Consider the following 26,546-nt stretch of genomic DNA (forward strand, 5'->3'; position numbering starts at 1 on the left):
AGTCTTGAGATTACTGAAATCCCACAGCTGATCTTTGCCAGCATTGCCGGGATCTCTATATTCTACCTGTTGTTTTATTAACACATCACCGGGACGAAGATGGTTGTGAGAACTGTTCAATTGACTAAAACCGGGTAATGCTACCCACAGGGATAGCAGGACGAGAATTTGGGCAAGATTCATAGTTAAGATATTAATTATTAGTCTTTAAATTACGATTTCAGGTACTTTATATAAAGAGAAATGTTTCTCTTTTTATCATATAGATAAATGTCTCCTTCATATTTCACAAACAAAATATAAAAATAACATAATTTAATTAATATTTAATATTTGATAGCAGGTTTTAAAACATAAAAATTGTGTAAAGAAATGATCCGATCCGGTTATGCATGCAATTACAAATACTCAAAAGGTAAATATTACATCAAGCTTCAGGAGAAAGCCAAAGCTGATAAAAGAGGTCTTTGGAAAGATAATAATGCTGTCGATCCGTGGCAGTGGAGAAAGGAGAAAAGAATTTTAGATTTAAAAATATACTTAAAACTCAGGTTGAAAGAATTTCTAAATATATTAATGATTATCAATCACTCTTAGCTTCGTGTTAATGCACTATCATTTTACATAAAAAAAGAGAAGTTTTCACTTCTCTTTTTTATTTCTATAAAGCCGCTCCATCTACCTAGATAACCGTTCTAAAATTATCCATAATTATAATACCATGAAAAACTTAAAACTTATATTTTAATCCGAACAGATGTCCGTTATTTTGATTTCCTAAACTCTTTTGATATTGATACATTCCTGCTGTTTCACTGATAGTTATAGCTCCTTCGTCTTCATTTATCACAAAGCTGCTGCTTGAATATGACTCACCATCGAGGGTAACTTTGAATATTTCAAAACCAGAAGGCTTACCTCCAATATATGAAGGGGTACTAATTACTCCAGTCATGGATGGACCTATATCCGTCATGCCTGTGTAGTAAAGGGCGAAATCTGTTTCATCGGTAGTTTCCGTATCATCACATGCCGCAAAAAAGATAAGTGATAATACTATCGACAAGATGAGTAATAGTTTGGATTTAGAAATAATTATGTTCATAGTATACATATTTAAATTAACATGTTATAGTTCGCATTTATATCATTTTTTCATTAATTGTGACTTTGGTTAACATCCGTCTTGTATAATTAGGAGTGAAAACTAATATAGGGAAGAAAAATTACGGCCGTTATGATAAAGCTCGAAAGCATTATTGTCGGACTGAATGTGGCTCCATCTATATGAAGAATCATCATTGAACAAACAAAAAGAAAATTACAAATAGAGTAGATATAATACCGCATATTTTCTTAGCTTAGACTTTAAGTATTGTATTATCAAAGATACATCCCTAATCTGCAGGTGTGAGTTAAAATCATCCAGACTTATATTGATTTTACTTATTTGATATCATTTTTATTGAATGTAATATCACTTTTATCCAAAACCCCACTTGGAGTGATGAAAAGACATCGTATTAAGTGGTTGAAAAGGGTATAGTTCCTTTTTACTAATAGAGAAAGAACTAAAGTGCATTCAGGACAATTTATAAAATCCGTAAAGTTTTTTTAGTACAAGTCAAACCATAGCACCATTTAACCATTCAATCACTCAACCGTACAACCCGTGCATGCAAAAAAAGCTGTATTTTTTTTAAAATACAGCTTTTTTGTTTTGTGAGTTATGATCCGGTCTGTTATTTATCAGTTTTTTTATCCATTAGTCTCATAACCCATTTCTCAGCCTCCACTATAATGAAGATAATAAACCCAAAAACGAATGGATATATCCAGAAATGTAATGGTAGTTTAACCGTTCCGAAAACTTGATTCATAAACGGGATATATGTTATCACTAGTTGTAACAAGATAAGCAATCCCGAAACAACAAATACGGCCTTGTTGCCGAAAAAGTCTCCAGAGAAGGCAGATTTGCGGATGCTGCGGCTATTATACAAGTGAAACATCTGGGTGATTACAATAGTCTGTATTGTTACGGTTCTGACAATATCTTCACTTACACCATTATTCAACAAGTATAGGTTCAATAACAAAGTTCCTCCTCCGATAAGAACAGAAACGAACAAAATACGCCATATAAAGTATCCGTCTAATAATGGTGTTTGTGGAGAACGCGGCGGTTGCTTCATTGTATCCGGTTCTAGTTTCTCGAACGCGAGAGCCAGAGAGATAGTTACTGATGTTACCATATTAACCCAAAGTATTTGTATAGGAGTAAGCGGCATAAGCGTTCCGAACAATATACTGGCTATGATCAGAAAGCTTTCAGCCCCATTAGTAGGCAATATGAACAAGATAGTTTTCTTAAGATTATCATACACTCTTCTTCCTTCTTCTACCGCAGCAGCAATAGTCGAGAAGTTGTCATCTGCCAATACCATCTCCGCTGCATCTTTAGTTACCTCAGTACCTTTTATGCCCATTGCTATACCTACATCCGCTTTTTTTAGCGCCGGGGCATCATTTACTCCGTCCCCTGTCATAGCACATATTATATTACGGGCCTGTAAAGCTTTCACCAAACGGAGTTTGTGTTCGGGGCTGGTACGTGCGAAAATGTTATATTCGACTGCTGCCGATTCTAATTCTTCATCTGTCATCTGTTCAATGGCTTTCCCTTCCAAAGCCTTGATTCCATCGCCAATTCCCATTTCCAGTCCTATCGATTTTGCTGTCTCGATATGATCTCCGGTTATCATTTTTACAGTTATACCCGCTTCAGAACACTGTTTTATTGCTTCAATAGCCTCTTCTCTTGGAGGATCAATGATCCCTGCCAGACCGAGAAACGTAACGTCCTCGTGTAAATCTTCATGCGAGAGGTTTTTTTTGTCTTTGGTTACTATTTTATATGCCCCCCCGATTACACGTTGGCCTTTGCCGGCCAATCCGGTAATTGCATTCTCCCAGTTCTGTCGATCGAATGGTTTCTCTCCGCTCAGTGATAGTTCTTTGCCTGCCATATCCAGCAGACGGTCGGGCGCACCTTTTATATATATAATATTTTTATCTTCTGCTTCAACCAGGGTAGCCATGTACTTATATTCCGAATCGAATGGAATAGTTGCAATTCTATCTGTTTCGTGATGATCTACAGAAGCCTTCTCATATAAAGTTATGAGTGCACCTTCAGTGGGATCACCTTTTATGTACCAGTTATCCTCTTCATCTTTTCCAAGAGAGGCTTCGTTACATATGTAAAAACAGCCTATGAGGCTATCCAGCACCGATTCGGCATTGAAGTCAACAATCTCATTATCTTTAACAACATCTCCAACGGGAGAATATCCTGTACCTGTTATACTAAACTGATCGTCACTTGTAACAAGAGTCTTGACTGTCATTTCATTTTTAGTCAGAGTCCCGGTCTTATCAGAACAGATGACTGCTACCGAACCCAGCGTCTCTACCGATGGTAAAGTGCGGACTATAGCCTTTCGTTTTGCCATATTCTGTACGCCGATAGCCAATATTATTGATAGAATGGCAGGAAGCCCTTCGGGAATAGCAGCAATAGCAAGTCCGATTACGGACATTAATAACTCGCCTGTATCGTAGTGACGATAAAAATATCCGAAAATGAAAACCAATACAGCGATGGCAATTATTACGAAAGATACGGTTTTGCCAAACTTAGCTGTCTGTCGCAGCAAGGGTGTAGTAATAAGTTTTACTTCCGACATCATACGGTTTATCTTTCCGATTTCCGTATTTTGTCCCGTAGCAACAACTATGCCCATTCCTGTTCCTGCACTAACTGTAGTTGTAGAAAAGGCCATATTGTCCCTGTCTCCTAAAGGGGTATCCACGGCTATTGCTCCTACATTCTTTTGCGATGGGATGGATTCTCCGGTTAAAGCGGATTCTTCTATTCTCAGATTATCTGATTTTATCAGCCTGAGGTCGGCCGGAATCTTATCTCCGGGATGAAGGATAACCAAATCTCCCACAGCCAGATGCGAGGCCCCTATTTCCAGCCTTTTTCCGTCCCTTACGATTTGGGCTGTATGAGACAACATCTTCTTTATATCTTCCAATGCCTTTTCAGCCTTATTTTCCTGAAAGTATCCGATGCACGCGTTCACTACGGCTACAATTACAATTACGACAGTATCAGCCCAATGTCCCAGGAATGCCGTAACTATAGCAGCTATAAGCAGGATATAAATAAGAATATCGTTGAAGTGCTTGAAAAAGCGTAACAATCGGCTTTCTTTTTTCTTTTCCGGAAGGATATTTTCTCCGAATTGAGCAAGCCGTTCATTAGCATCTTTTTCCGGCAAGCCTTTTGTCGCATTAGTTGTTAGTAACTCTATAACTTCACCGACTTCGAGAGAATGCCAGTTGTTATTACATAATGTTTTTTCTTTCCCCATATTATTTTTGATTTTATTTATCAGGATTGATAATCTATCATTTCATCCTAAAAAAGGACGTTAGCTTTGTACAATTCCTTATTTTAACAATTGAACAAATGAAAAAGTTTCAATTTTTTAGCAATAGAGTCCCAGAATGCTATCTGAAAAATAAATACGAGATTATTGGATTTATTTGTGAGGTATCGAATTATAAAGTATAACCCCGGATTCGGAGCCACTCATTGAAGGTTAAAGCTCTTGGCCCATAATAAGAAAAAGCCACCTATTCAGCGACTTTTTCAATTCTTTAGTTTTATGAACTTCGTTGTCTCACCAGGACTCGAACCTAGACAGGCAGTACCAAAAACTGCAGTGCTACCATTACACCATGAGACAAACATTTGCTTTTCTTAAAGCGATACAAAAGTATATGTTTTTTTGTAAAAAACAAAAAAAATATCTCATTTTTCAACTTTCACATGTTAATCGACCGATTCAAAAGGAGTTGTGACCTGATATTTATATTTTTTGAACAATAAGTTTCACCTATTTCGGGTACATCAGAGTACATTTGTAATATCCGGCAAAATAAAAAACACATAAAACTTAAGGAGTAGTAAATGCCTGCATATACGAGAAAACATGAGAAATATCGCAAGTATAAAAAATTTGAAATTCAAAAATAAAATTATATTGTATAATACCTAAAAATAAACACTTTATTTAAATGAAGAAGATTCTTATTTTAGCTTTGGTCTTATCGAGCACCAGTTTATTCGCTCAATGGAAGCCCGTAGGGGATAAACTCAAAACCAGGTGGGCGGAAACCCTTAATCCAAACAATGTATTACCTGAATATCCGCGTCCGATTATGGAACGTTCGGACTGGACAAACCTGAACGGACTCTGGGAATATGCTATTTTGCCTGTAGGAAAACAAGAACCTCAGAAATTTGACGGACAGATATTGGTCCCTTTTGCTGTGGAGTCAAGTTTGTCCGGAGTACAAAAAGAACTGGGTAAAGAAAAAGAACTATGGTATAAACGAACTTTTACGGTTCCTTCAAATTGGAAGGGCAAGAAAATTCTATTGCATTTTGGAGCCGTAGACTGGAAAACCGAGGTGTTTATAAATGACATTAAGATTGGTTCCCATACCGGAGGATATACTCCGTTCAGTTTCGATATCACACCCTATCTGACTTCCGGAAATCAAAAGCTGGTAGTCAAAGTCTGGGACCCTACAGATGATGGCGACCAGGCCAGGGGAAAACAAATCAAGAATCCGCATGGAATCTGGTATACTCCTGTATCGGGCATCTGGCAGACTGTATGGATGGAACCTGTGGCAGAAAAGCATATTGCAGCCATCAAAACAATTCCCAATATAGACAAAAACCAGTTATCTATTGATATCTGTACAGAAGGTACTACTCCCGGAGATATAATAGAAGTGACAGTAAAAGACGGAGTGAAAACTGTAGCAACAAGCAAATTTGCCGCAGGACAATCTTCCGACATAAACATTCCGGACCTAAAACTCTGGTCTCCTGAAACTCCATTCCTGTACGACCTGGAAGTTACCCTATACAATAATGGTAAGGCAGCCGATAAAGTGAAAAGCTATGCTGCCATGCGCAAAATCTCCTCGAAAAGAGATGCCAACGGCATCTACCGTTTTCAGTTGAATAACAAGGATTATTTCCAGTTCGGCCCGTTAGATCAGGGTTGGTGGCCTGACGGGCTATATACTGCCCCTACCGATGAAGCGCTGGCGTATGATATTCAGAAAACAAAGGATTTCGGGTTCAATATGATCCGCAAACATGTAAAGGTTGAGCCTGCTCGCTGGTACACACATTGCGACCGTCTTGGAATCCTCGTTTGGCAGGATATGCCCAATGGCGGGCCATCGCCTCAGTGGCAAATGCATAATCATTTCAACGGTGTGGAAGTGCAACGTTCTATCGAATCTGAAAATGTATACCGCAAAGAATGGAGAGAAATTATGGATTATCTGATTTCATATCCTTCAATTGTAGTATGGGTTCCGTTCAATGAAGCATGGGGACAATTCAAAACACCTGAAATTGTAGCGTGGACCAAGAATCACGACCCTTCCCGCCTGGTAAATCCGGCCAGTGGCGGCAATCATTACCATGTAGGGGATATGATAGACTTGCACAACTATCCGGGACCGGATATGTTCCTTTTCGATGCCAAAAGAGCGAATGTACTGGGAGAATATGGCGGCATTGGCTTACCTCTCGAAAATCACCTTTGGCAGACCGACAAAAACTGGGGATATGTTCAATTTAAAAATGCAAAAGAAGTTACAGATGAATATATCAAATACGCAGAAATATTAAAAGGTTTTATCAAAAGAGGATTCACAGCTGCAGTTTATACCCAGACAACTGACGTAGAAGGCGAAATAAACGGATTGATGACATATGACCGCAAAGTTATCAAACTGGAAGAACCCCGACTAAGACAAATTAACCTGGAAATATGTAATTCTTTGAAATAAATATATTAAATGAAAAATTTACTTTATCTCTTATGCCTCACCGGACTATTCAGTTGCGGCGGCACAAAAGAACCGGCACAGATTATTAAGAACGATTTACGGGCGCCCGCTTACCCATTGGTAACAATTGACCCTTACACCTCAGCGTGGTCGGCAACCGATAATTTGTATGATGAACCGGTGAAACACTGGACAGGCAAGGAATTTCCTCTATTAGGGGTGATACGTGTCGATGGAGAACCATATCGTTTTATGGGTGTAGAACAAACTCCTATAGAAGCTGTAGCGGGTATGTCTGTAACAACAGCCTGGACAGGCAAATATACATTCAACGCTCCGGCTAAAGGCTGGGAAAAAACCGATTTTAACGATAACGGCTGGAAAGAAGGGCAAGCAGCATTCGGAACGCCGGAGGAAACCAATGTAAACACACTATGGGAAACCAAAGACATATGGGTACGCCGGAATATAAATCTGGATAAAGACCTGTCGGATAAAAAGGTATTCCTTATATATTCACATGACGACATCTTCGAGCTGTACATCAACGGCATACAGGTGGTAAAGACAGGATATGAATGGAAAAAAGATGTACAGATCACGCTCAGTGATGAAGTAAAAAGTACACTGAAAGCAGGCAAAAATGTCATTGCAGCGCATTGTCACAACAAAATGGGAGGAGCTCTCGTGGATTTTGGCATCTATGTGGAAGATGATATCGAAACATTCCTGAGTACAACAGCAGTACAGAAATCCGCTGATGTACAGGCAACCCAGACCCATTATACTTTCGAGTGTGGAAATGTGGAACTGAAACTCTCTTTCCTAGCACCACTGCTCATGGACGACCTGAATCTTGTATCACGTCCGGTAAATTATATTTCATATGATATCAATTCATTGGATGGCAAGGAACACGACGTTCAAATCTATTTCGAAGCCGCGCCAAACTGGGCATTGAATATTCCATCCCAGGAAAGTAAAGCCGAAGGATTTGAAAAAGACGGGCTGCTGTTCCTTAAAACAGGAAGCACCAACCAGAAAATCCTGGGAAAAAGAGGTGACGATATCCGTATCGACTGGGGTTATTTCTATCTGAGTGGAGAGAAAAACAACTCTACATATAATGTAGGTGACCCTTATCAGATGAGAAACGATTTTGTAAAGAACGGAAAACTTGCAGGGGATGTAAGTTCTAAAGACAATGCCAGCCTGGCTATATCGCAAACTCTGGGTAGCGGTAAATCCGCCTCGGGAAAAGTGCTTATCGGATATGATGATATCTATTCCATCCAGTATTTTGAAGAGAATCTTCGCCCATACTGGAATAAGAAAGGCGACAAATCAATAGAACAGGCTTTTGTTGAAGCCAATAAAGAGTTTATCAGTCTAAGCAACAAATGTAGCGACTTCGACTTCAAACTGATGAATGAAGCAGCTCAGGCCGGGGGAAAAGAATATGCCGAATTGTGTGCGCTGGCTTATCGTCAGGCCATATCCGCACACAAGCTTGTAGAAGCGCCGAACGGAGACCTGTTATTCTTATCCAAAGAAAACAATAGTAACGGATCTATCGGGACAGTAGACGTAACCTATCCTTCCGCTCCATTATTCTTGTACTACAATCCGGAACTGGCGAAAGGCTTGCTCAATCATATCTTCTACTACAGCGAGAGTGGCAAATGGGTAAAACCGTTTCCTGCGCACGATGTCGGTACATATCCTTGGGCTAACGGACAAACATACGGTGGCGACATGCCTGTGGAAGAAGGCGGAAACATGCTGGCTCTGACCGCCGCTATAGCCGCTGTGGAAGGAAATGCAAAATACGCGGAAAAACATTGGGATGTACTGACCACATGGACAGATTACCTTGTAGAAAAAGGACTCGATCCGGAAAATCAGCTTTGTACCGACGACTTTGCAGGTCACTTCGCCCACAATGTAAACCTTTCGGTGAAAGCAATTATGGGTATCGCATCTTACGGATATCTGGCAGATATGCTCGGAAAAAAAGACATCGCTGAAAAATATACAGCCAAAGCTAAGGAGATGGCGCAGGAATGGATGAAGATGGCTGATGATGGCGACCACTACCGCCTGACATTCGACCAGCCGGGAACATGGAGCCAGAAATACAATTTGATATGGAACAAGATTCTTAAATTGAATATATTCCCTGAATCTGTGGCTCAGAAAGAGCTCCCTTATTATCTGACCAAACAGAATGAGTACGGATTACCACTCGATAGTAGGAAGAACTATACGAAAGCCGACTGGATTATCTGGACAGCGACACTGGCTGATGATAATGCCACATTCCTGAAATTCATTACTCCGGTGCATAAGTTCATGAATGAAACGACTGACCGTGTACCTATGAGCGATTGGTACAATACGGACAGTAAAACGCATGTCGGATTCAAGGCCCGTTCGGTAGTAGGCGGATATTATATCAAGATGCTGAACGACAGAATGATGAAATGATTTTCTATAGTAATTAAATAAATACTTTTACATTGTACTGGGCTGTGATAGTCCGGTACAATTATTTTTCTTACTCAGAATATCACCGGTTATACGTTCAGAAAACAGAATAAATTTTAAATAATACATATGAAAAAAGGTCTTTTAAACAGCTTAATCGCAGTCACACTCTTTTTATGCAGCAATAGTATTTCTGCATCGGGAGGCGACATTGATGTTACAATCGTGAACCGACCGTCAGTAAAGGCCCTCAACAATCACTATACAAGTAACAAGGCTCCTTTATTGCCCAATAATTTTATAAAATTGCCAGTAGGTAAAGTGCAGCCTAAAGGCTGGACAAAACGGATGCTCGAGCTTCAGCGGGACGGACTGGCCGGACAACTGGGCGAAATCAGCGCATGGCTCAACAAAAAGAACAATGCGTGGCTTAATGCCGGAGGAGAGTACGGGTGGGAAGAAGTTCCCTACTGGCTGAAAGGGTATGGCAATATGGCCTACATACTTAATGATCCGAAAATGCTTGCCGAAACAAAAATATGGATAGAAGCAGCCATAAAAAGCCAGCAGGCTGACGGATACTTCGGCCCCGTCAATGAAAGAGACGGAAAAAGAGAACTCTGGGCTAACATGATCATGTTATGGTGTCTGCAATCCTATTACGAATATTCGAACGACAAGCGCGTTATTGATCTGATGACCAATTATTTCAAATGGCAACTGACCGTTCCTGATGAAAAATTTCTGAAAGACTATTGGGAGAATTCCAGAGGTGGGGATAATATTTACAGTGTATATTGGCTATACAATATCACCGGAGACTCTTTCCTACTGGAACTGGTTCATAAAATACACCGTAATACAGCCAACTGGATGCTGGATTCGACTCTTCCTAACTGGCATAACGTGAATATAGCCCAAGGCTTCCGGGAACCTGCTACCTACTATATGCTCACCAAAGACCCTGCGCATCTTCACGCCACCTATAACGTACATGATCTCATACGCCGCACATTCGGACAAGTATCGGGGGGAATGTTCGGCGCAGATGAAAATGCACGTATGGGGTACATAGACCCTCGCCAGGGCACGGAAACATGCGGTTTTGTAGAGCAAATGGCTTCGGATGAAATGATGTTGTGGTACACGGGAGACCCATTGTGGGCAGAGCATTGCGAAAATATCGCGTTCAATTCCTATCCAGCTTCAATGATGCCCGACCTGAAATCGTTGCGCTATATCACTTGTCCGAATCATGTACAAAGCGATTCCGAAAATCACAAGCCGGGTATCGACAACGGAGGGCCTTTTCTGGCAATGAATCCGTTCAGCAGCCGTTGCTGCCAGCACAACCATGCGCAGGGCTGGCCTTATTTTATAGAGAACCTGATTCTTGCAACTCCTGACAATGGCGTTGCAGCAGCCATCTATGCGGCCTGCGAGGCAAAAGTGAAAGTGGGTGACGGCACTGAAGTCACTATCGGTGAAGATACGCAATATCCGTTTGACGGAGCAATCCGGTTTAGGGTAAACACACCGAAAAAGGTGAGATTTCCATTCTATCTCCGTATCCCGTCATGGACAAAAAATGCGCAACTGGAAATAAACGGGAAGAAAATCCCTGCGGATCTGGTGGCAGGCAAATATGCATGTATCAACCGTGAATGGGACAACGGAGATATAGTAAAAGTGACCTATCCGATGGAGTTCTCGCTGAAAACATGGCAAGTGAACAAAAATAGCGTAAGCGTTGATTACGGGCCATTGACTCTATCGCTCAATATCGATGAAGAATACAAGAAGGTAGATAGTAAAGAAAGCGCCATCTGGGACTCGAAATGGCAGGAAAGTGCCGATCCGTCCAAATGGCCGTCATACGAGATATATCCTAAGACAGCGTGGAATTACGCCTTGGTTTTAGATCCGGAGAAACCATTCAGCAATCTTGTTGTTGAAAAAAGGACATGGCCTGCGGATAATTATCCGTTTACCCAGCAGAACTCTCCTCTTGTAATAAAGGCAAAAGGGAGACAAATACCATCATGGAAATTAGATCAATATAAATTATGTGGTGTATTACCCGACGAAGACTGTGAAAAATCATCCCAAATAGATGACATCATACTTGTGCCTATGGGCACTGCCCGGTTAAGGATAACTTCTTTTCCGGCATCATACGAGTAACTTTGTATTTATTTGAGTTTTATTCGGAACGGGACTATTTCAAATAAGAGATAGTCCCGTTTTTATTTGATCTTATTAAAAAATATTTATCTATGTTATTAGCCGATAGCCTTTAGCTATTAGCTGACCGTTCTTTGAAATATTGGTGGCCCCTCCAACCTCCCCGAGGGGAGGCTACAGAGAGGGTAAAAGCTAATTATTCATTCTTAATTATTAATTGCTCTTTGTGTAACCTTTGTTACCTTTTATTTTTAACCACAGAGTAAACGGAGTAGCACGGAGTCTTTTTATTTACGGGATGATTCGCTTCCCCTGCTTATGAGTTGATGACTGTTAACTGATATATCTGTTACCTTTGTTATAGTTACAAATATCTCATCCCTGATTAAGATGAAGTTACGGAGTTTTTAGAAGAAAAAGTGATAATAAAAAATTGTGTGAAAAGTCGTCAGGTTTGTCAAGTTTTGTACATAAGCTATCAGCTAAAAGCCAAAAATGTGTTACCTTTTATTTTTAAACACGGAGAACCAACGGTCGGCGGAGCCAAAAAGGAGTAGCACGGAGTTCTTATAAAAGAGACGCTTCGTTCAGCTTAGCATAACAAGCCAATTATTAATTATTCATTCTTAATTATTAATTGCTCTTTGTGTAACCTTTGTTACCTTTTAACTATCATAGTTAACGGATGCAAAAATAACAAGATGAAAACAAAGGAAAAACTGTCAGATGTGTCAGGTTTTAACTAAATGCAGTTAATAAACGTAAATGCGATAATAAGTTATGAATTATGAGTTATAAATGATGAATTGGACTTTGCGCCTTAGCATCTTCGCGTGAAAATACTATTTACCGTAAAGCCACTTATGCGATAGCTATCAGCTAAAAGCTGAAACATGTGTTACCTTTGTTACCTTTTTATATATAAGTTGGTAAGAACTGATTATTTTTCAGGATAAAAAGATTGCTAATTTTCATGGCAATTGTTAGTCATATTAGTGAAAATAAATAAAAGCTATTCATTAAGAGAAGAATTATAGCTAACTTGCAGCCGTTTTTGAAATAGCCTCTCTTGAGGCTATACTTTTTATCAACTAAACATCTTTTGATGAACGATTTTATTTCACTTATCAAGCGGTTTGTTCCGCCATACAAAAGACAAGTAATACTCAATATCTTTTTCAACATACTGAGTGCTTTCCTTAATGTATTCTCATTTGCGTTGATTGTTCCAATTCTTCAGATTTTATTTAAGGTGAACGACAAAGTCTATGAATACATGCCAATGGATTCTTCAAGTATATTCAACTTTAAGATTTTGGAGAACAATGTATATTATTACCTTTCACAAACTATGGATACTCATTCGGCGGCCGCTGTTCTGCTTATATTAGGCCTGATCCTGGTAGTAATGACCATATTGAAAACAGGAACTACCTACCTCAGCGCTTATTTCATTACGGATGTGCGCACCGGGGTTGTAAGAGATATACGCAAACAGATAAACGACAAAGTCTTGTCTCTTCCTCTTGGGTTCTTCTCCAATGAACGCAAAGGTGATATTATGGCTCGTATGACCGGAGATGTGGGTGAAGTAGAAAACTCTGTGATGAGTTCCCTGGATATGATCAGTAAAAACCCGATTATGATTATGATATATCTGGGTACATTGCTATTCATCAGCTGGAAACTCTCTATATTCGTATTCATTCTGCTGCCTATTTCCGGGTACATTATGGGTAAAGTCGGTAAGAGCCTGAAAAAACAATCCGTAGAGGCTCAATCCCAATGGGGCGGTATGATGTCGCAGATAGAAGAAACCCTTAGCGGACTGCGCATTATTAAAGCATTTAATGCCGAAGAAAAGATGATCGAACGTTTCGATAAAACAAGTAATATATTCCGTAACATGTCGAACCGTATCGCACGCAGACAACAATTGGCACATCCGATGAGTGAACTGTTAGGGACAATAACCATTGTTTTGGTGCTATGGTACGGAGGATCTCTCATTCTGGAAGGTAGCGGATATATGGATGCGTCGAGATTTATATATTATCTGACTATTTTCTACCTGATTATCAATCCGGCAAAAGATCTTTCTAAATCGGCTTATGCCATACAGAAAGGTATGGCTTCGGTAGAACGTATAGACAAAATATTAAAGGCTGAAAATAATATAAAGAGCCCTGCAAACCCGAAACCAATATCTTTCAACAGGGAAATAACTTACCGGAATGTATTGTTCAGATACGAGACAAACTGGGTAATAAAAGATGTCAGCATCACAATACCAAAAGGCAAGACCATTGCTCTGGTAGGACAATCCGGTTCCGGAAAATCGACAATGGCCGATCTTCTGCCCCGCTTCTATGATGTAAATGAAGGAGGTATCTACATCGACGACACCAATATTAAGGATGCTGATGTACATGATTTACGGGCGCTGATGGGCAATGTGAATCAGGAAGCCATCCTGTTTAACGATACATTTTTCAATAATATATCGTTTGGGGTAGAAAATGCCACAATGGAACAGGTTATCGAGGCCGCCAAGGTAGCTAATGCACATGACTTCATTACCGCCACAGAGAAAGGATATGAAACCAGTATAGGAGACCGTGGCAGCAAACTGTCGGGCGGACAACGCCAGCGCGTCAGCATTGCCCGCGCCATACTGAAGAATCCTCAGATATTGATTCTGGATGAAGCAACATCTGCTCTGGACACCGAATCGGAACGCCTTGTGCAGGACGCTTTGGAAAAACTGATGAAAAACCGCACAACGCTGGTTATCGCTCACCGCTTATCCACTATCAAGAATGCGGATGAAATATGTGTGATGAGTGAAGGTATAATAGTAGAACGCGGACATCACGACGAACTGTATGAGATGAACGGATATTACCGGAAACTGTGTGATATGCAACAATTTTAATGTGCTGATATGCCGATGTGCCAATTAATCAATGAGCTGAATGACAAATTCTAATTATAAAGCGCGAACTTGTTTACTTGTAACTCGTAATTTGCAACTAAAATATGGGAAAGAATAAACTTGCCAAATTTGCCAACATGGAGGAATATCCGCACGTATTCCAATACCCGTTTGCAGTTCTGCAAGAAAAGGAATTTGAAATGAAAGGCAAGTGGAATGCGATGTTTTTCAAAAATGATAATCCTATTGTTCTCGAACTGGGTTGCGGTAAAGGCGAATATACTGTAGGTCTGGCGAAACTGTTTCCTGACAAGAATTTTATCGGAATAGATATAAAAGGCGCCAGAATGTGGACAGGTGCAAAGCAGTCATTCAACGAAAAATTGACAAATGTAGCTTTCCTGCGTACCCATATCGAACTGATAACCCACTTCTTTACCAAAGGGGAAATTTCCGAGATATGGATAACGTTCCCCGATCCGCAAATGGGTAAGGTAAACAAGCGTATGACTTCAACCCGTTTTATGAAACTGTATCGTCAGATTCTGTCAGACAATGGTATCATACACCTGAAGACCGATAGTAATTTCATGTTTACATACACCTGTGAAATGGTAAAAGCCAATACGCTTCCTGTATTGTTCGAGTCCGATGACCTATATCATTCGGGACTCGTGGATGATATTCTTAAAATACAGACGTTCTATGAACAACAATGGCTTTCACGTGGTTTAAATATCAAGTATATAAAATTTGAGTGCGCCGCACGTGATAACTGGACTGAACCCGATATTGAAATCGAAAAAGACCCGTATCGCAGTTACGGACGCAGTAACGAATTAAATCAATCAACTAAAAATGGCTAATATATATCCTAAACTGATTATCGACGCACTACGCAATGTGCGTTATCCCGGTACAGGGAAAGATATTGTGGAAATGGGCTTCGTATCCGATGATATACATATCGATGGTATGAAGGTTAGTTTCTCCATGATGTTTGACAAACCGAACGATCCATTTATCAAATCGGTTGTAAAAGCAGCCGAGACGGCTATACTCACATACGCAGATCCTGACATTGAAATTAAAGGCAATATAGAAGTAAGAACCAAGCAGGCGGAGCAACCAAAACCGGCGACACTTCTTCCTCAGGTGAAAAATATCATTGCCATATCATCAGGAAAAGGTGGTGTAGGTAAAAGTACCGTATCGGTAAATCTGGCTGTAGCCCTAGCTAAAAAGGGCTATAAGGTGGGATTATTGGATGCCGATATATTCGGACCTTCATTACCCAAAATGTTTGGTGAAGAAGAAGCTCAGCCATATTTAGAACCGATAGATGGTAAAGAATATATTATCCCTGTTGAAAAATATGGCGTAAAAATGCTTTCCATAGGCTTCTTCGTGAACAAGAACGATGCTGTGGTATGGCGTGGCGCAATGGCAGGAAATGCTTTGAAACAACTTATAGCCGATGCTAATTGGGGAGACCTCGATTATTTCCTTATCGACTTTCCTCCCGGCACAAGTGACATACACCTTACATTGGTGCAAACGCTGGCTATCACAGGTGCAGTAGTGATAAGTACGCCTCAGGAGGTGGCTCTGGCCGATGCGCGCAAGGGAATCAATATGTTTACCAATGATAAGGTCAATGTGCCAATACTAGGGCTGGTAGAAAATATGGCATGGTTCACTCCTGCTGAACTGCCGGAAAACAAGTACTACATATTTGGTAAGGACGGAGCTAAAAACCTGGCTGAAGATATGAATGTACCTTTACTCGGGCAAATACCTATCGTACAGAGTATCTGTGAAGGAGGGGATAAAGGTACGCCGGTGGCCCTGAATGAGAATACGATAACAGGTATGGCATTCGCTCATCTGGCTGATAACTTTATAGCTTCGGTAGATAAACGGAATAGTCAATTTGCCCCTACCCAGAAAGTAGAGGTAAGTAACAAATAATAGGAATAGAGGGCACAGGGATGTCCTCTTTTCATTTGGATCATTAACTCTATTACATTCATATTTGTATATTTGCATTAAGAGAAGCACTATCATATATCACTAAACCCATATATATGCAACTAATCGACGGAAAAGCCATTTCGGCGCAGATGAAAGAGGAAATAGCAGCAGAAGTAGCGCAAATAAAGGCGGCAGGAGGAAAAACACCACATCTGGCCGCTGTGCTTGTCGGACACGATGGTGGCAGCGAAACCTATGTAGCCAGTAAAGTACGGACATGCGAGGAGGTCGGATTTAAATCATCCCTTATCCGCTTCGAAGACAATGTCAGTGAAGAGGATTTACTAGCCTGCGTCGATAAGTTGAACAATGATGCTGATGTGGATGGCTTTATAGTTCAACTCCCTCTGCCAAAGCATATTTCGGAGCAGAAAGTGATTGAGGCAATAGATTACCGGAAAGATGTGGATGGCTTTCACCCTATCAATGTAGGACGCATGTCCATCGGTTTGCCTTGCTTTCTTTCGGCTACTCCGGCAGGCATATTGGAACTGTTGAAAAGATACGAGATACCAACTCAGGGGAAACATTCCGTTGTTCTTGGCCGTAGCAATATAGTAGGTAAGCCTGTAGCCAATCTTATGATGCAGAAGGGTTATCCGGGCGACGCCACCGTAACGGTCTGCCACAGCCGTACGCCAAACATCAAGGAAGTATGCCAGAGCGCCGATATTATCATTGCCGCCCTTGGTGTTCCTGAATTCCTCAAAGGTGATATGGTCAAAGAAGGTGTTGTTGTTATAGATGTAGGTACAACCCGCGTGCCATCTACCGAGACAAAATCGGGCTTCAGGCTGAAAGGTGATGTAGCTTTCGATGAAGTTGCGCATAAAGCATCTTATATCACCCCCGTTCCCGGAGGCGTAGGACCTATGACCATTATCTCATTGATGCGGAACACATTGCTGGCAGGAAAGAAAGAAATATATGGCTAAAAATAAAATATCACTGTAAATTACTTATTTACAGTGATATTTACACTCTGTGACCCTGGCGGGAATCGAACCCACAGCTAAGGAACCGGAATCCTTTATTTTATCCATTAAACTACAGGGCCATTCATTGGCGACACAAAAATATAAAAATATTCTCAGCTTTTATATTATAACCCATAAAACAATTCGGAAACGGGGCTGAAACTTCATCTCTCCCCTAAATCCATATACATATTCTGGAAAAATGCCTTTGCGCTCTTTTCCAGTTCAACATTCCCTGATTGGTGAATAATCTCCTGCCTGTCATTATCATAAGTAACTGTCCCTGTCGAATCTGTCATACAAAAACCATTTACATAAGAGTAAAAAGCAAACTTGCGACTATTCGGATTCAACATATCTGCACTAAATCTAAAGTCAGTGTGTCTTAAGTTTAACTGAGACAGTAAAGTAGCCGCCAGATCGTTCTGCGAACCAAAATCAGATACAACCCTTGGTTCTTTCACAGCCCCACCAAGCCAAATCATAGGAATATGAAATCGTCTGGGATCGCTATTGTTCAGACCACCGGGATATGACTGCATCGCATGGTCTGCAATAAATATAAGGAGTGTATTATCCCATAAGGCTGTTGATTTCAGCCGTTCAACAAAGCTACCTAAACATTCGTCCGTATATGATACTGCATTCAGGAAAGGCTCTCCAAACTTATGTACAGGAACATCAAATGGCTCATGGCTGCTAAGTGTCAATACTGTCTTCATAAACGGTGTTTCTTGCTTCTGAGTCGTTATATCTTTATACGCCCTGTCAATAAGAAATTTATCCGGCGCTCCCCATTTAGTCATTCGCTCATTTAGCGGAAAATCTTTATCCGAAACGACTTCTTTAATCGCACAGGCTCCAACAAAATACGACCGCATATTTGCAAAGTCGGCATCGCCCCCGTAATAAAATGAAAGGTTCTCATACCCTGCCTGTTTCAATGTTCTTGGAATAGTAGGCAGATTCTCCGTTTTTTGCGGATACTTCATAATGGCAACCGTTGGATGTGCGGGATAACCACTGAGAACGGAAACCAACCCTCTGTCGGTTCTGAAACTATTCGCATAAAAATTATCAAATAAGATACCCTCTTTTGCAAAACGGCTCATATTAGGCGCAATGACAGAGTCCAAGGCCGCTTCAGCAGAAAAACTCTCTAGTATAAATAATATTATGTTGGGCCGGTCGGTATTCAGTAATTGCGGAATACTGTCTGCAGGCGGTTGTATCATTAGTGTATCAAAAATAGCCGTAGCTTCGGTCTTATCATAAAACTGGTATTGCGAGCCGAAGTTATCCGATTTGAAGAAAGAATACATCAAATTGAACTGAGGATTGATCGCCGCATGATTAAGAAACATATTATCACTGAAATAGGCTTTCCCTACATTCATTGTTGAAACGGTCACCCCTCCTCGTATTGGTAAGAATAAGGCCGCAGTCAAAAGTATCATAACCAGACAAGCCTTCCATATAGATTTAGGTACGGTTAATTTTAATATCTGCTTACGGATTATAAACACATAACCAATGTATACAATCAGACTAAACACTATTGCAGCCAAAAATCCCATAATAATTTCCAGAGCGGAAGCGCTTGCAAAAGTTTCTTTCGGCTTTTGTAAATAAAGGAATACAGTAGAATCGAAATGGAAACCCCAATACGGATATACAACAAGGTCAACTACTGCTATAACTACTACCAGAGAAAGAATTATTCCAAAGTATACATTGAATACCTTAGCTATGACCTTAGGTTCGATCCAGATGGAAAAAATAAGTATAAGTGCCGGGATGGCTGCAAGGTATCCGCTCATAGACATATCGAGCGGTAAGCCGTGATACAACACCTGAAAGATTTCAGAAGATGTAATCCCTCCTCCGGCAGAAGAATGCATCAACATGAAAGCCAGCTTCTCTATACAAAATATAAATATAAAATAGACAAATATGGTGATGAGAAGTAATATCCTTTGTTTCATTAGCTTAAGTATATATTTATATTATGAATATAAGAAGGTATTTAATGCAAAATTATTTTATCGTAACTAATTATTGTTGTTTTAGATACGAAAGAATAAACAGGTCTACGACCTTAGTTAGAAAGATTGACAGGGCTGCTACTGACCGCTTACAAAACACAAAGATAAAATATATCGGAAAAAAGTACAGTCCTTTTATGGAATTTCAACACAATATTGCTCTATTAAGTAAAAATAGAAGTTTAATCCTTAAAAAATCAAATATTATGGCTAGTATAGATACCAACAGTGGAGGAAAGGACAAAAAAGGAAAACCTCAACGAAGAACTTTAAGAGTGGATTTCACCCCGATGGTGGATATGAATATGCTACTTATTACATTTTTCATGTTTTGCACCACCCTCAGTATACCACAAGTAATGGACATTGCAATGCCTGCACCAACAGGGGAGATAAAAATTCCCGGATCAAAATCTGTTACTGTTATCCTGGGAGAACAGGACAAAATCTACTATTATGCAGACGTAGCCAATTACGAAGATTATACATCGCTAAAGGAAACCAATTATATGGGACTACGGCAGATGCTTCTGGAACGGAACAGCTTTGTAGCGTCCAAGATACAAGATTTGAAAAAGAAATATTACAGGAAAGAAATAAATGAAAACCAGCTGAAAAGCCTGATCTCTGAAGTAAAGAAGTCTGATGAAGGACTTAATGTTGTTATTAAAGCGACTAAAGACTCCAATTATAAAAATCTGGTGGATGCTCTCGACGAAATGCAAATATGCGGGGTTGATAAATACACTATCGTCGATTTGCAAGAAGGGGATAAGTTCCTGATGGAGAATCTCAAAACAAAAGGCAGCTTAACCGCAATGGCAGAAAGGCCTAAATAAGTAACAATCTTCACACATTCATATAAATAGGGAAAAGCCGGCGACTAATATAGTTTCCGGCTTTTCCTCAAATTATATATGGATAGTTGATCTCTAAATCATAAAATGCAGGCGGTTCTGCAAATTCACTTCGGCTATACCTCCATCAATGTCCAGATATAGGATATTCATATTCGGATAAATTTCCTTGATTCGCTTTTCCACTCCTTTGGCTACAATATGGTTAGCAATACAACCAAATGGCTGCAGGCATACGACCTTATTCACACCCTTACGGGCATAATGGGCAATCTCGCCCGGTATCAACCAGCCTTCTCCAAACTGATTGGAAAGGTTGAGAACTTCGGATGCTGCTTCTGCTTTGGCATATATGGATTCTGAGGCTTCATAGAATTTAAATTTGCTCAGAATCTTTTCCGATTTCTTTACCTTACCATTGATATACCACCAGATCAGAGGTTTCAAAGTTTTTGAGAAAATTGTTTCCTCAGCCAGTCCATTCTCTACATTCACCTTACTATTCACAAAGAACTGCATCAGGAAGTCGAGAAGCGGAGGCGTAGAAACCTCTACATTCTTAGAGCGAAGCCACTCCGAGATATTTGCCTGCGCATAATTATTATACTTTACAAAGATTTCCCCGATAAGGCCTACTTTAGAATACTCTTTGTCAAAAATCGGTATATTATTAAAATCCTCTACTGCTTCCTTCAATAGGCGGAACAATGTTTTCACATCTTTTGCCCTAACGGCGTCTATCCCTCGTTCGATATAGAAGTTAAACACTTCCTGCGAAGCACCTTCTTTCTTTTCCCTGACGGATATAGCCCCATGCATTTGCTGCAAGCCATCACCATAGAGCACCAGTGGAATAGCCAGTTTCGCAATCTTTTTCCATTCCAGTGTAAACTCACTTTCTCCGTTTTGATAGGTATCTCCCGAACTTAATGCGATAACGGGAATATCGTTAAACCCGGCATTTTGCAGTCCTGTCTTGATTTGCGCAATATAATTAGTTGCCCGGCATTGCCCACCGGTTTGGGTTATTGCCAGAACAATATCTTTCACATCGTAATTTCCGGATTGCAAGGTGCTTATAATATCACCAAGAACAAGAGTCGACGGATAACAAACTTCATTATTGCCATACATCAAACCCAGATCGGCGGATAGTTTATTCGATTTCGGCAGGTTTTCCACCTTTAAACCTAGTATTTCACCCAATGCCGGAGCAAACGGAGATATAAAATCGCATAACCACGGTATAAGGATTGTTTTATTGCCGTCCTTCGCCTTTTTGTACGGGACAGAATAACCCTTGTATTCCTGAGCAGTAGTTACATCAAAAGACTTTACTGCTTTCAATGACTCTACTAAAGAACGAAGACGCAAACGGATAGAACCCGGACTGGCAATTTCGTCAATACGAAGCACTGTTATATTTTTACCAACGGCCTTCAGTATATCCCGTGTCTCATCCATAAAGAAAGAATCGGGACCACATCCGAATGAATTCAGCTGTATCAGTTGCACATTCTGAGGCAGTTTAGCTACTTCCATAGCAGCCTGTACCACGCGGTTAGGGTACGACCATTGGGATATGATATTCAGTTTCCCGAAGCCATGACTTTCGGGTTTGCGAAAGACATCATCCGTCAGTACGATAACCCCGAGGTCGGAGAGGATTTGCCCTACTTTCTGATGTATCAGAGGGTCGGTATGATATGGGCGGCCTGCAACAACAAATATCAGCTCTCCTGTTTCTATAGCCTTATCCAGCAATTCTTTCTGATAACCATATAACTCCTGCTTCAATCCGTTCTTTACCTCCAATGCTTTTAAGAAAGCTTTCTCGAAAGCAGATTTGGATACGCCGAGACCTGATAAGTAATTGAAACAGCCTTTCGCCAAAGCTTTATCACTACTGAAAGTAATCACAGGCTCATCGAATGGAATACCATGACGGCCCGATGGATCGATAGAGCTTTGAATCACATCAGGGTAACCACTCACAACAGGGCAGTTAAATGAGTTGGACGCTTGTCCGAATTCTTTTTCTTCCTTTGGTACTATCGGATAAAATATCCTGTCTACTTTTTGCTCTATCAAAGCAAGGATATGACCATGTACCAGTTTAGCCGGGAAACATATATTGTCGGACATCACCCCTCCTACCCCTTTCTGATAAAGAGGGAATGTAGATTCGGGCGATAAACGGACATTAAATCCGCACTCTGACAACAATGTATGCCAGAACGGATAATTATCGAACATGTTCAGTACACGAGGGATACCGATAGTTTTTCCTTTTTCTATATTGTCCGCATTAACCGGACGTGCGAAAAGTATCTCGTTTTTCTTGTCAAAAGCATTATATCCGGCTTTTCGGTCATTGCTTTTATTGTAAAATACCTTTTCGCATTTATTACCTGCATAGCTGATATTTCCATTGTTAAATTTGAACCGAAGTACCGAACAAAGATTTGTACAACCCTTACAGGTCAGTTCTTTCGAGTCTATCGTACTTACATCGAACAGAGCCTCCTCCCCTGCAAAAGCAGTTTCTTCCTGTCCCTTCTGCCAAAGGCGTTGCGAATATAGAGCAGCCCCCAATGCCCCCATCAGTTCGGGATGATCGGTAGAACTTACTGTTTTACCCGACAACAATTCCAAAGCTCGATAAACAGCATCGTTGCGGAACGTTCCCCCCTGCACCACAATATGGTCGCCTAACTGATTCAGATTGGATATTTTCAATACTTTAAACAAGCAATTCTTTACCACAGAATAAGCCAGTCCTGCGGCGATATCGTCATTGCCTGCATTCTCGCGAAGCGACTGCTTCACTTTCGAGTTCATAAAGACTGTACAGCGTGAACCCAAATCGCTCGGAAATCTTGCAAGACAGGCAGCACGGGTAAAGTCCGCCAGTTCCATATTCATAGTAGTTGCAAAATTCTGTAAAAAAGAACCACAACCGGCCGAACAAGCCTCGTTCAGTTCTATATTTGATATCAGCCCGTTACTGATAAATATCGACTTTATATCCTGCCCGCCGATGTCGAGCACGAAGGATACATCAGGGTCTACATATTGCGCCCCCGAAAGATGAGCAATAGTTTCCACTATACCATAATCGAGTCCGAGTGCAGACTTCATCAGGTCTTCGCCATACCCGGTAGCCGCCGAAGACAGGAATTTTACTGTAACACCCTTTTCTTCAGCTTCTTTATAGAACAACTCCAACCCCTCCATCACTTTCTTGAGAGGGTTACCTTCGTTATTTCCGTAGAATTTATAGATAATATTCGCATCGGTATCCATTATTACCACTTTTGAGGTTGTGGAACCCGAATCGATACCTAAGAAGCATTCTACATACTTTTCTTCACCCAATGCTCTAAACTGCAGAGTCTTTACATTGCGGTTAGCATCCCATTCTATATACTCCAGTTCGTCTTTGAACAGAGCCGGCAACGCTTCACTGTGGTTAGACGAAGTGGACTCATTGAGCTTCTCGATCAGACAATTTAATTCAAAAGATTTTGCGCCATCTTCTTCATATAAAGCAGCTCCCCAGGCAGGGAAAAATTCTCCATTCTCAGGTACAATAATATCCGAAGCCTCAATTTTCAATACATCGCGGAAAGAATTACGAAGGGCAGGGATAAATGTTAATGGGCCGCCGATACATATCACTTTAGGCACTACATCGCATCCACGGGCAAGTGTTGTAACCGACTGCAAGGCTACAGCATGCAAGATAGAAGCAGAAATATCCGAAACAGGGATATTACGGCTTATCAGGTTCTGCACATCTGTTTTGGCAAATACGCCACAACGTGATGCTATGGGGTATATCTTATCATAAGTCAAAGCCTTTTCGCCCAGTTCATTTACCGATATATTCATCAGGCTGGCCATCTGGTCGATAAATGCACCTGTCCCTCCGGCACAACTTCCATTCATACGGATATCGGGATGACGGCCTTCACTAAAGAACACCATCTTAGCATCTTCTCCACCCAGATCGATAAGTGTATGGGCGGCAGGATAAACATTCTTTACTACCTCAACGGCAGCAACTACTTCCTGTACAAAGGGTATCCCTACACGCTCTCCGATACCCATACCGGCCGAACCTGAAATATTAATATTAAATATAGTATCGGGATATAACTCTACAACTTTTTGCAGTTCTGTTACAAGTGTTTGTTGTATATTAGCCTGATGACGACAATAGGATTTGTGTATAATTTGTTGATTATTATCCAAAACGACAATCTTCACAGTTGTCGAACCTACGTCAACTCCCATTTTATATTGTTGTCTTTTATTCATATTATAATGTAGTTTAGTTTTTTTTGAACTCTTTATCGCACGGTTTCAATGCGTTTATCGTAAATTCTATTACATATTTCTCATGATTGGCAATCAATTCATCATATATATTGCGGGGAATTTCCATCAATGTCATAGCCAGATTTCCAAACATAAAAGGGAACATACACAGCGATAATATATTCAGTAAAAAATCGGCGGCAGGAGTCTCTCTTATCGTACCTTTTTTGATCTCTTCCTCTATGCGTTCCTCAACCTTACTGAAAGATATATATGGATTACGAGCTTTAATCCTGTTAGTCAGGCCGGCAGGATTAAGGCTTACTTCATTCAGTATAAACGCCGCAATTTGCGGATATTCGAAAAGGATTTCATAGTAAGTATGTATCCAGGTTTCGATAAGTTCAAAAAATGGCAGGTCAGATGTTATCGTTTCAAATATCCTTTTTGTGAATACATCGAGGGCATCTTCAAATATGATCTCAAATAAATTATATTTCGATTGGAAATAATAATTTACCATGGCCACATTCGTGCCCGAGGCCTTTGCTATATCCCTGACACTGGTTCCCTTAAAACCATTTTTGATAAAAAGCACTTGTGCCTCTTTAAGAATTCGTTTCCTTACTTCCGAAGAATCTTCATTATTAAACATGTGTTCTAAACGATTGTTTAGTTACAAAAATAAAAAAGATTATCGGACTAAACAAGTGTTTAAGTATTCAATAGTATTTTAATACAATAATTTAGAACTTGAATAAATGCAACATTAAACATCTATGTTTATCATTCTTTCAGGAAAAATGACTTAATTGCGGCGAATAATTATATCTGTAAAAATTACCTGACATGATAAAAAATAAAATCCTTCTTTCCCTTTTTCTCATCCCGTTCAGTTTCTCAACCTTCGCCCAAAAGCCGAAAAGCCTTGTAGCCCCAGGCGCAAAAATAGAGAAGTTAGCCGATGGTTTCAGCTTTACCGAAGGGCCTGCCGCAGATAAAAAAGGGAATGTATATTTTACTGACCAGCCAAACGACAAGATCCTAATATGGTCGACAGATGGCAAGCTATCGACATTCTTGGAAAATACCGGACGGGCAAACGGCCTCTATTTTGACCGGAACGGAGGCCTGCTCTCGTGCTCGGATATGGATAATGAATTATGGAGCATTGATAAGGAAGGCAATCATACTGTCCTAATTACAGATTTTAACGGGAAAAAGCTAAACGGCCCTAACGATTTGTGGATACATCCAAACAGTGGTATTTACTTCACAGACCCACTATACAAACGTGATTATTGGACCCGAAGTTCTGAAATGCAACAGGAAGGACAATATGTTTATTATCTTTATCCGGACAGGAAGACCGTAATAAAAGTCGCGACAGACCTTGTCCAACCAAATGGCATAATTGGCACTCCTGACGGGAAACAATTATATATTGCCGATATCGGGGCAAATAAAACATATGTTTATGACATTCTTCCCGATGGTTCTCTTACAAACAGGAAACTCTTCACTTCGTTAGGTTCGGATGGAATGACTATTGATAATGAAGGGAATATTTATCTGACAGGACGGGGTGTCACAGTCTTCAATCCTGAAGGAGAGCAAATAGAGTATATTCCTGTTGAAGCAAACTGGACAAGCAACGTTTGCTTTGGAGGCAAAGACATGAAAACCCTCTTTATTACAGCTTCTCAGTATTTATATAGCTTGCGCATGAATGTAAAAGGAGTCAGATAGT

At 40.4% G+C, this 26,546-nt stretch carries 15 protein-coding genes, 1 tRNA gene and 1 pseudogene; 10 read left to right on the top strand and 7 right to left on the bottom strand.

What is annotated here, in order from left to right; all coding sequences use genetic code 11:
* Positions 1-183 (bottom strand): annotated as a pseudogene (locus HMPREF9455_RS21840) (T9SS type A sorting domain-containing protein); the annotation flags it as partial.
* Between the two features lie 189 nt (positions 184-372).
* Here HMPREF9455_RS21840 and HMPREF9455_RS19010 point away from each other — a divergent pair.
* On the top strand, positions 373-597 hold the full coding sequence (locus HMPREF9455_RS19010) for a thermonuclease family protein (protein ID WP_006801388.1): 225 nt from the start codon (positions 373-375) through the stop codon (positions 595-597).
* Positions 598-730: 133 nt separating this feature from the next.
* Here the strand turns inward: HMPREF9455_RS19010 and HMPREF9455_RS19015 are convergent, their stop codons facing one another.
* Both HMPREF9455_RS19015 and HMPREF9455_RS19020 read right to left on the bottom strand, forming a co-directional pair.
* Complete coding sequence (locus HMPREF9455_RS19015) at positions 731-1,105, bottom strand: surface glycan-binding family protein (RefSeq protein ID WP_006801389.1); 375 nt, start codon at positions 1,103-1,105, stop codon at positions 731-733.
* Positions 1,106-1,742: 637 nt separating this feature from the next.
* Positions 1,743-4,442: a cation-transporting P-type ATPase gene (locus HMPREF9455_RS19020; protein WP_006801390.1), complete on the bottom strand. Its 2,700-nt coding sequence runs from the start codon at positions 4,440-4,442 to the stop codon at positions 1,743-1,745.
* Between the two features lie 709 nt (positions 4,443-5,151).
* Between HMPREF9455_RS19020 and HMPREF9455_RS19030 the strand changes: the two genes are divergently transcribed.
* The 7 genes from HMPREF9455_RS19030 to folD all read left to right on the top strand — a co-directional run bounded on the left by HMPREF9455_RS19030 (position 5,152) and on the right by folD (position 17,529).
* Positions 5,152-6,954, top strand: a complete 1,803-nt coding sequence (locus HMPREF9455_RS19030; protein WP_006801391.1) for a glycoside hydrolase family 2 protein — start codon at positions 5,152-5,154, stop codon at positions 6,952-6,954.
* Positions 6,955-6,963: 9 nt separating this feature from the next.
* Positions 6,964-9,441 carry a glutaminase domain-containing protein gene (locus tag HMPREF9455_RS19035; protein ID WP_006801392.1) on the top strand — a complete coding sequence of 826 codons (2,478 nt, stop codon included), beginning with the start codon at positions 6,964-6,966 and terminating at the stop codon, positions 9,439-9,441.
* A gap of 129 nt (positions 9,442-9,570) precedes the next feature.
* Entirely contained in the window at positions 9,571-11,625 is a 2,055-nt protein-coding gene (locus HMPREF9455_RS19040) for a beta-L-arabinofuranosidase domain-containing protein (RefSeq protein ID WP_006801393.1), read from the top strand.
* Between the two features lie 1,105 nt (positions 11,626-12,730).
* On the top strand, positions 12,731-14,560 hold the full coding sequence (locus tag HMPREF9455_RS19045; protein ID WP_006801394.1) for an ABC transporter ATP-binding protein: 1,830 nt from the start codon (positions 12,731-12,733) through the stop codon (positions 14,558-14,560).
* Positions 14,561-14,664: 104 nt separating this feature from the next.
* Positions 14,665-15,426 (top strand): tRNA (guanosine(46)-N7)-methyltransferase TrmB, encoded by a 762-nt coding sequence (gene trmB, locus HMPREF9455_RS19050; RefSeq protein WP_006801395.1) that lies wholly within the window; start codon positions 14,665-14,667, stop codon positions 15,424-15,426.
* Positions 15,419-16,531 carry an Mrp/NBP35 family ATP-binding protein gene (locus tag HMPREF9455_RS19055; RefSeq protein ID WP_006801396.1) on the top strand — a complete coding sequence of 371 codons (1,113 nt, stop codon included), beginning with the start codon at positions 15,419-15,421 and terminating at the stop codon, positions 16,529-16,531. Before trmB ends, HMPREF9455_RS19055 begins: the two co-directional genes overlap by 8 nt.
* Before the next feature lie 116 nt (positions 16,532-16,647).
* Positions 16,648-17,529: a bifunctional methylenetetrahydrofolate dehydrogenase/methenyltetrahydrofolate cyclohydrolase FolD gene (gene folD, locus HMPREF9455_RS19060; protein WP_006801397.1), complete on the top strand. Its 882-nt coding sequence runs from the start codon at positions 16,648-16,650 to the stop codon at positions 17,527-17,529.
* A 50-nt stretch (positions 17,530-17,579) separates the two neighbouring features.
* Here folD and HMPREF9455_RS19065 read toward each other — a convergent pair.
* Together HMPREF9455_RS19065 and HMPREF9455_RS19070 are read right to left on the bottom strand one after the other, a co-directional pair.
* Positions 17,580-17,651: transfer RNA gene (locus HMPREF9455_RS19065), tRNA-Arg, on the bottom strand.
* 84 nt (positions 17,652-17,735) lie between these two features.
* Positions 17,736-19,556 carry an LTA synthase family protein gene (locus HMPREF9455_RS19070; RefSeq protein WP_006801398.1) on the bottom strand — a complete coding sequence of 607 codons (1,821 nt, stop codon included), beginning with the start codon at positions 19,554-19,556 and terminating at the stop codon, positions 17,736-17,738.
* 266 nt (positions 19,557-19,822) lie between these two features.
* On the opposite strand from HMPREF9455_RS19070, the gene HMPREF9455_RS19075 reads away from it, so the two are divergent.
* Positions 19,823-20,455: an ExbD/TolR family protein gene (locus HMPREF9455_RS19075; RefSeq protein ID WP_044216822.1), complete on the top strand. Its 633-nt coding sequence runs from the start codon at positions 19,823-19,825 to the stop codon at positions 20,453-20,455.
* A gap of 93 nt (positions 20,456-20,548) precedes the next feature.
* On the opposite strand, the gene HMPREF9455_RS19080 is transcribed toward HMPREF9455_RS19075, so the two are convergent.
* The gene (locus tag HMPREF9455_RS19080) at positions 20,549-24,796 is read right to left on the bottom strand and encodes an acyl-CoA dehydratase activase (protein ID WP_006801400.1); all 4,248 of its coding nucleotides are present in this window, start codon (positions 24,794-24,796) and stop codon (positions 20,549-20,551) included.
* Positions 24,797-24,809: 13 nt separating this feature from the next.
* Entirely contained in the window at positions 24,810-25,451 is a 642-nt protein-coding gene (locus HMPREF9455_RS19085; protein ID WP_006801401.1) for a TetR/AcrR family transcriptional regulator, read from the bottom strand.
* Positions 25,452-25,645: 194 nt separating this feature from the next.
* On the opposite strand from HMPREF9455_RS19085, the gene HMPREF9455_RS19090 reads away from it, so the two are divergent.
* A complete protein-coding gene (locus HMPREF9455_RS19090) occupies positions 25,646-26,545 on the top strand; it encodes an SMP-30/gluconolactonase/LRE family protein (RefSeq protein WP_006801402.1) in 900 nt (299 codons plus the stop codon).
* Position 26,546 lies beyond the last annotated feature (1 nt).

The organism is Dysgonomonas gadei ATCC BAA-286 (genome assembly GCF_000213555.1).
GTDB classification, from domain to species: Bacteria; Bacteroidota; Bacteroidia; order Bacteroidales; family Dysgonomonadaceae; genus Dysgonomonas; species Dysgonomonas gadei.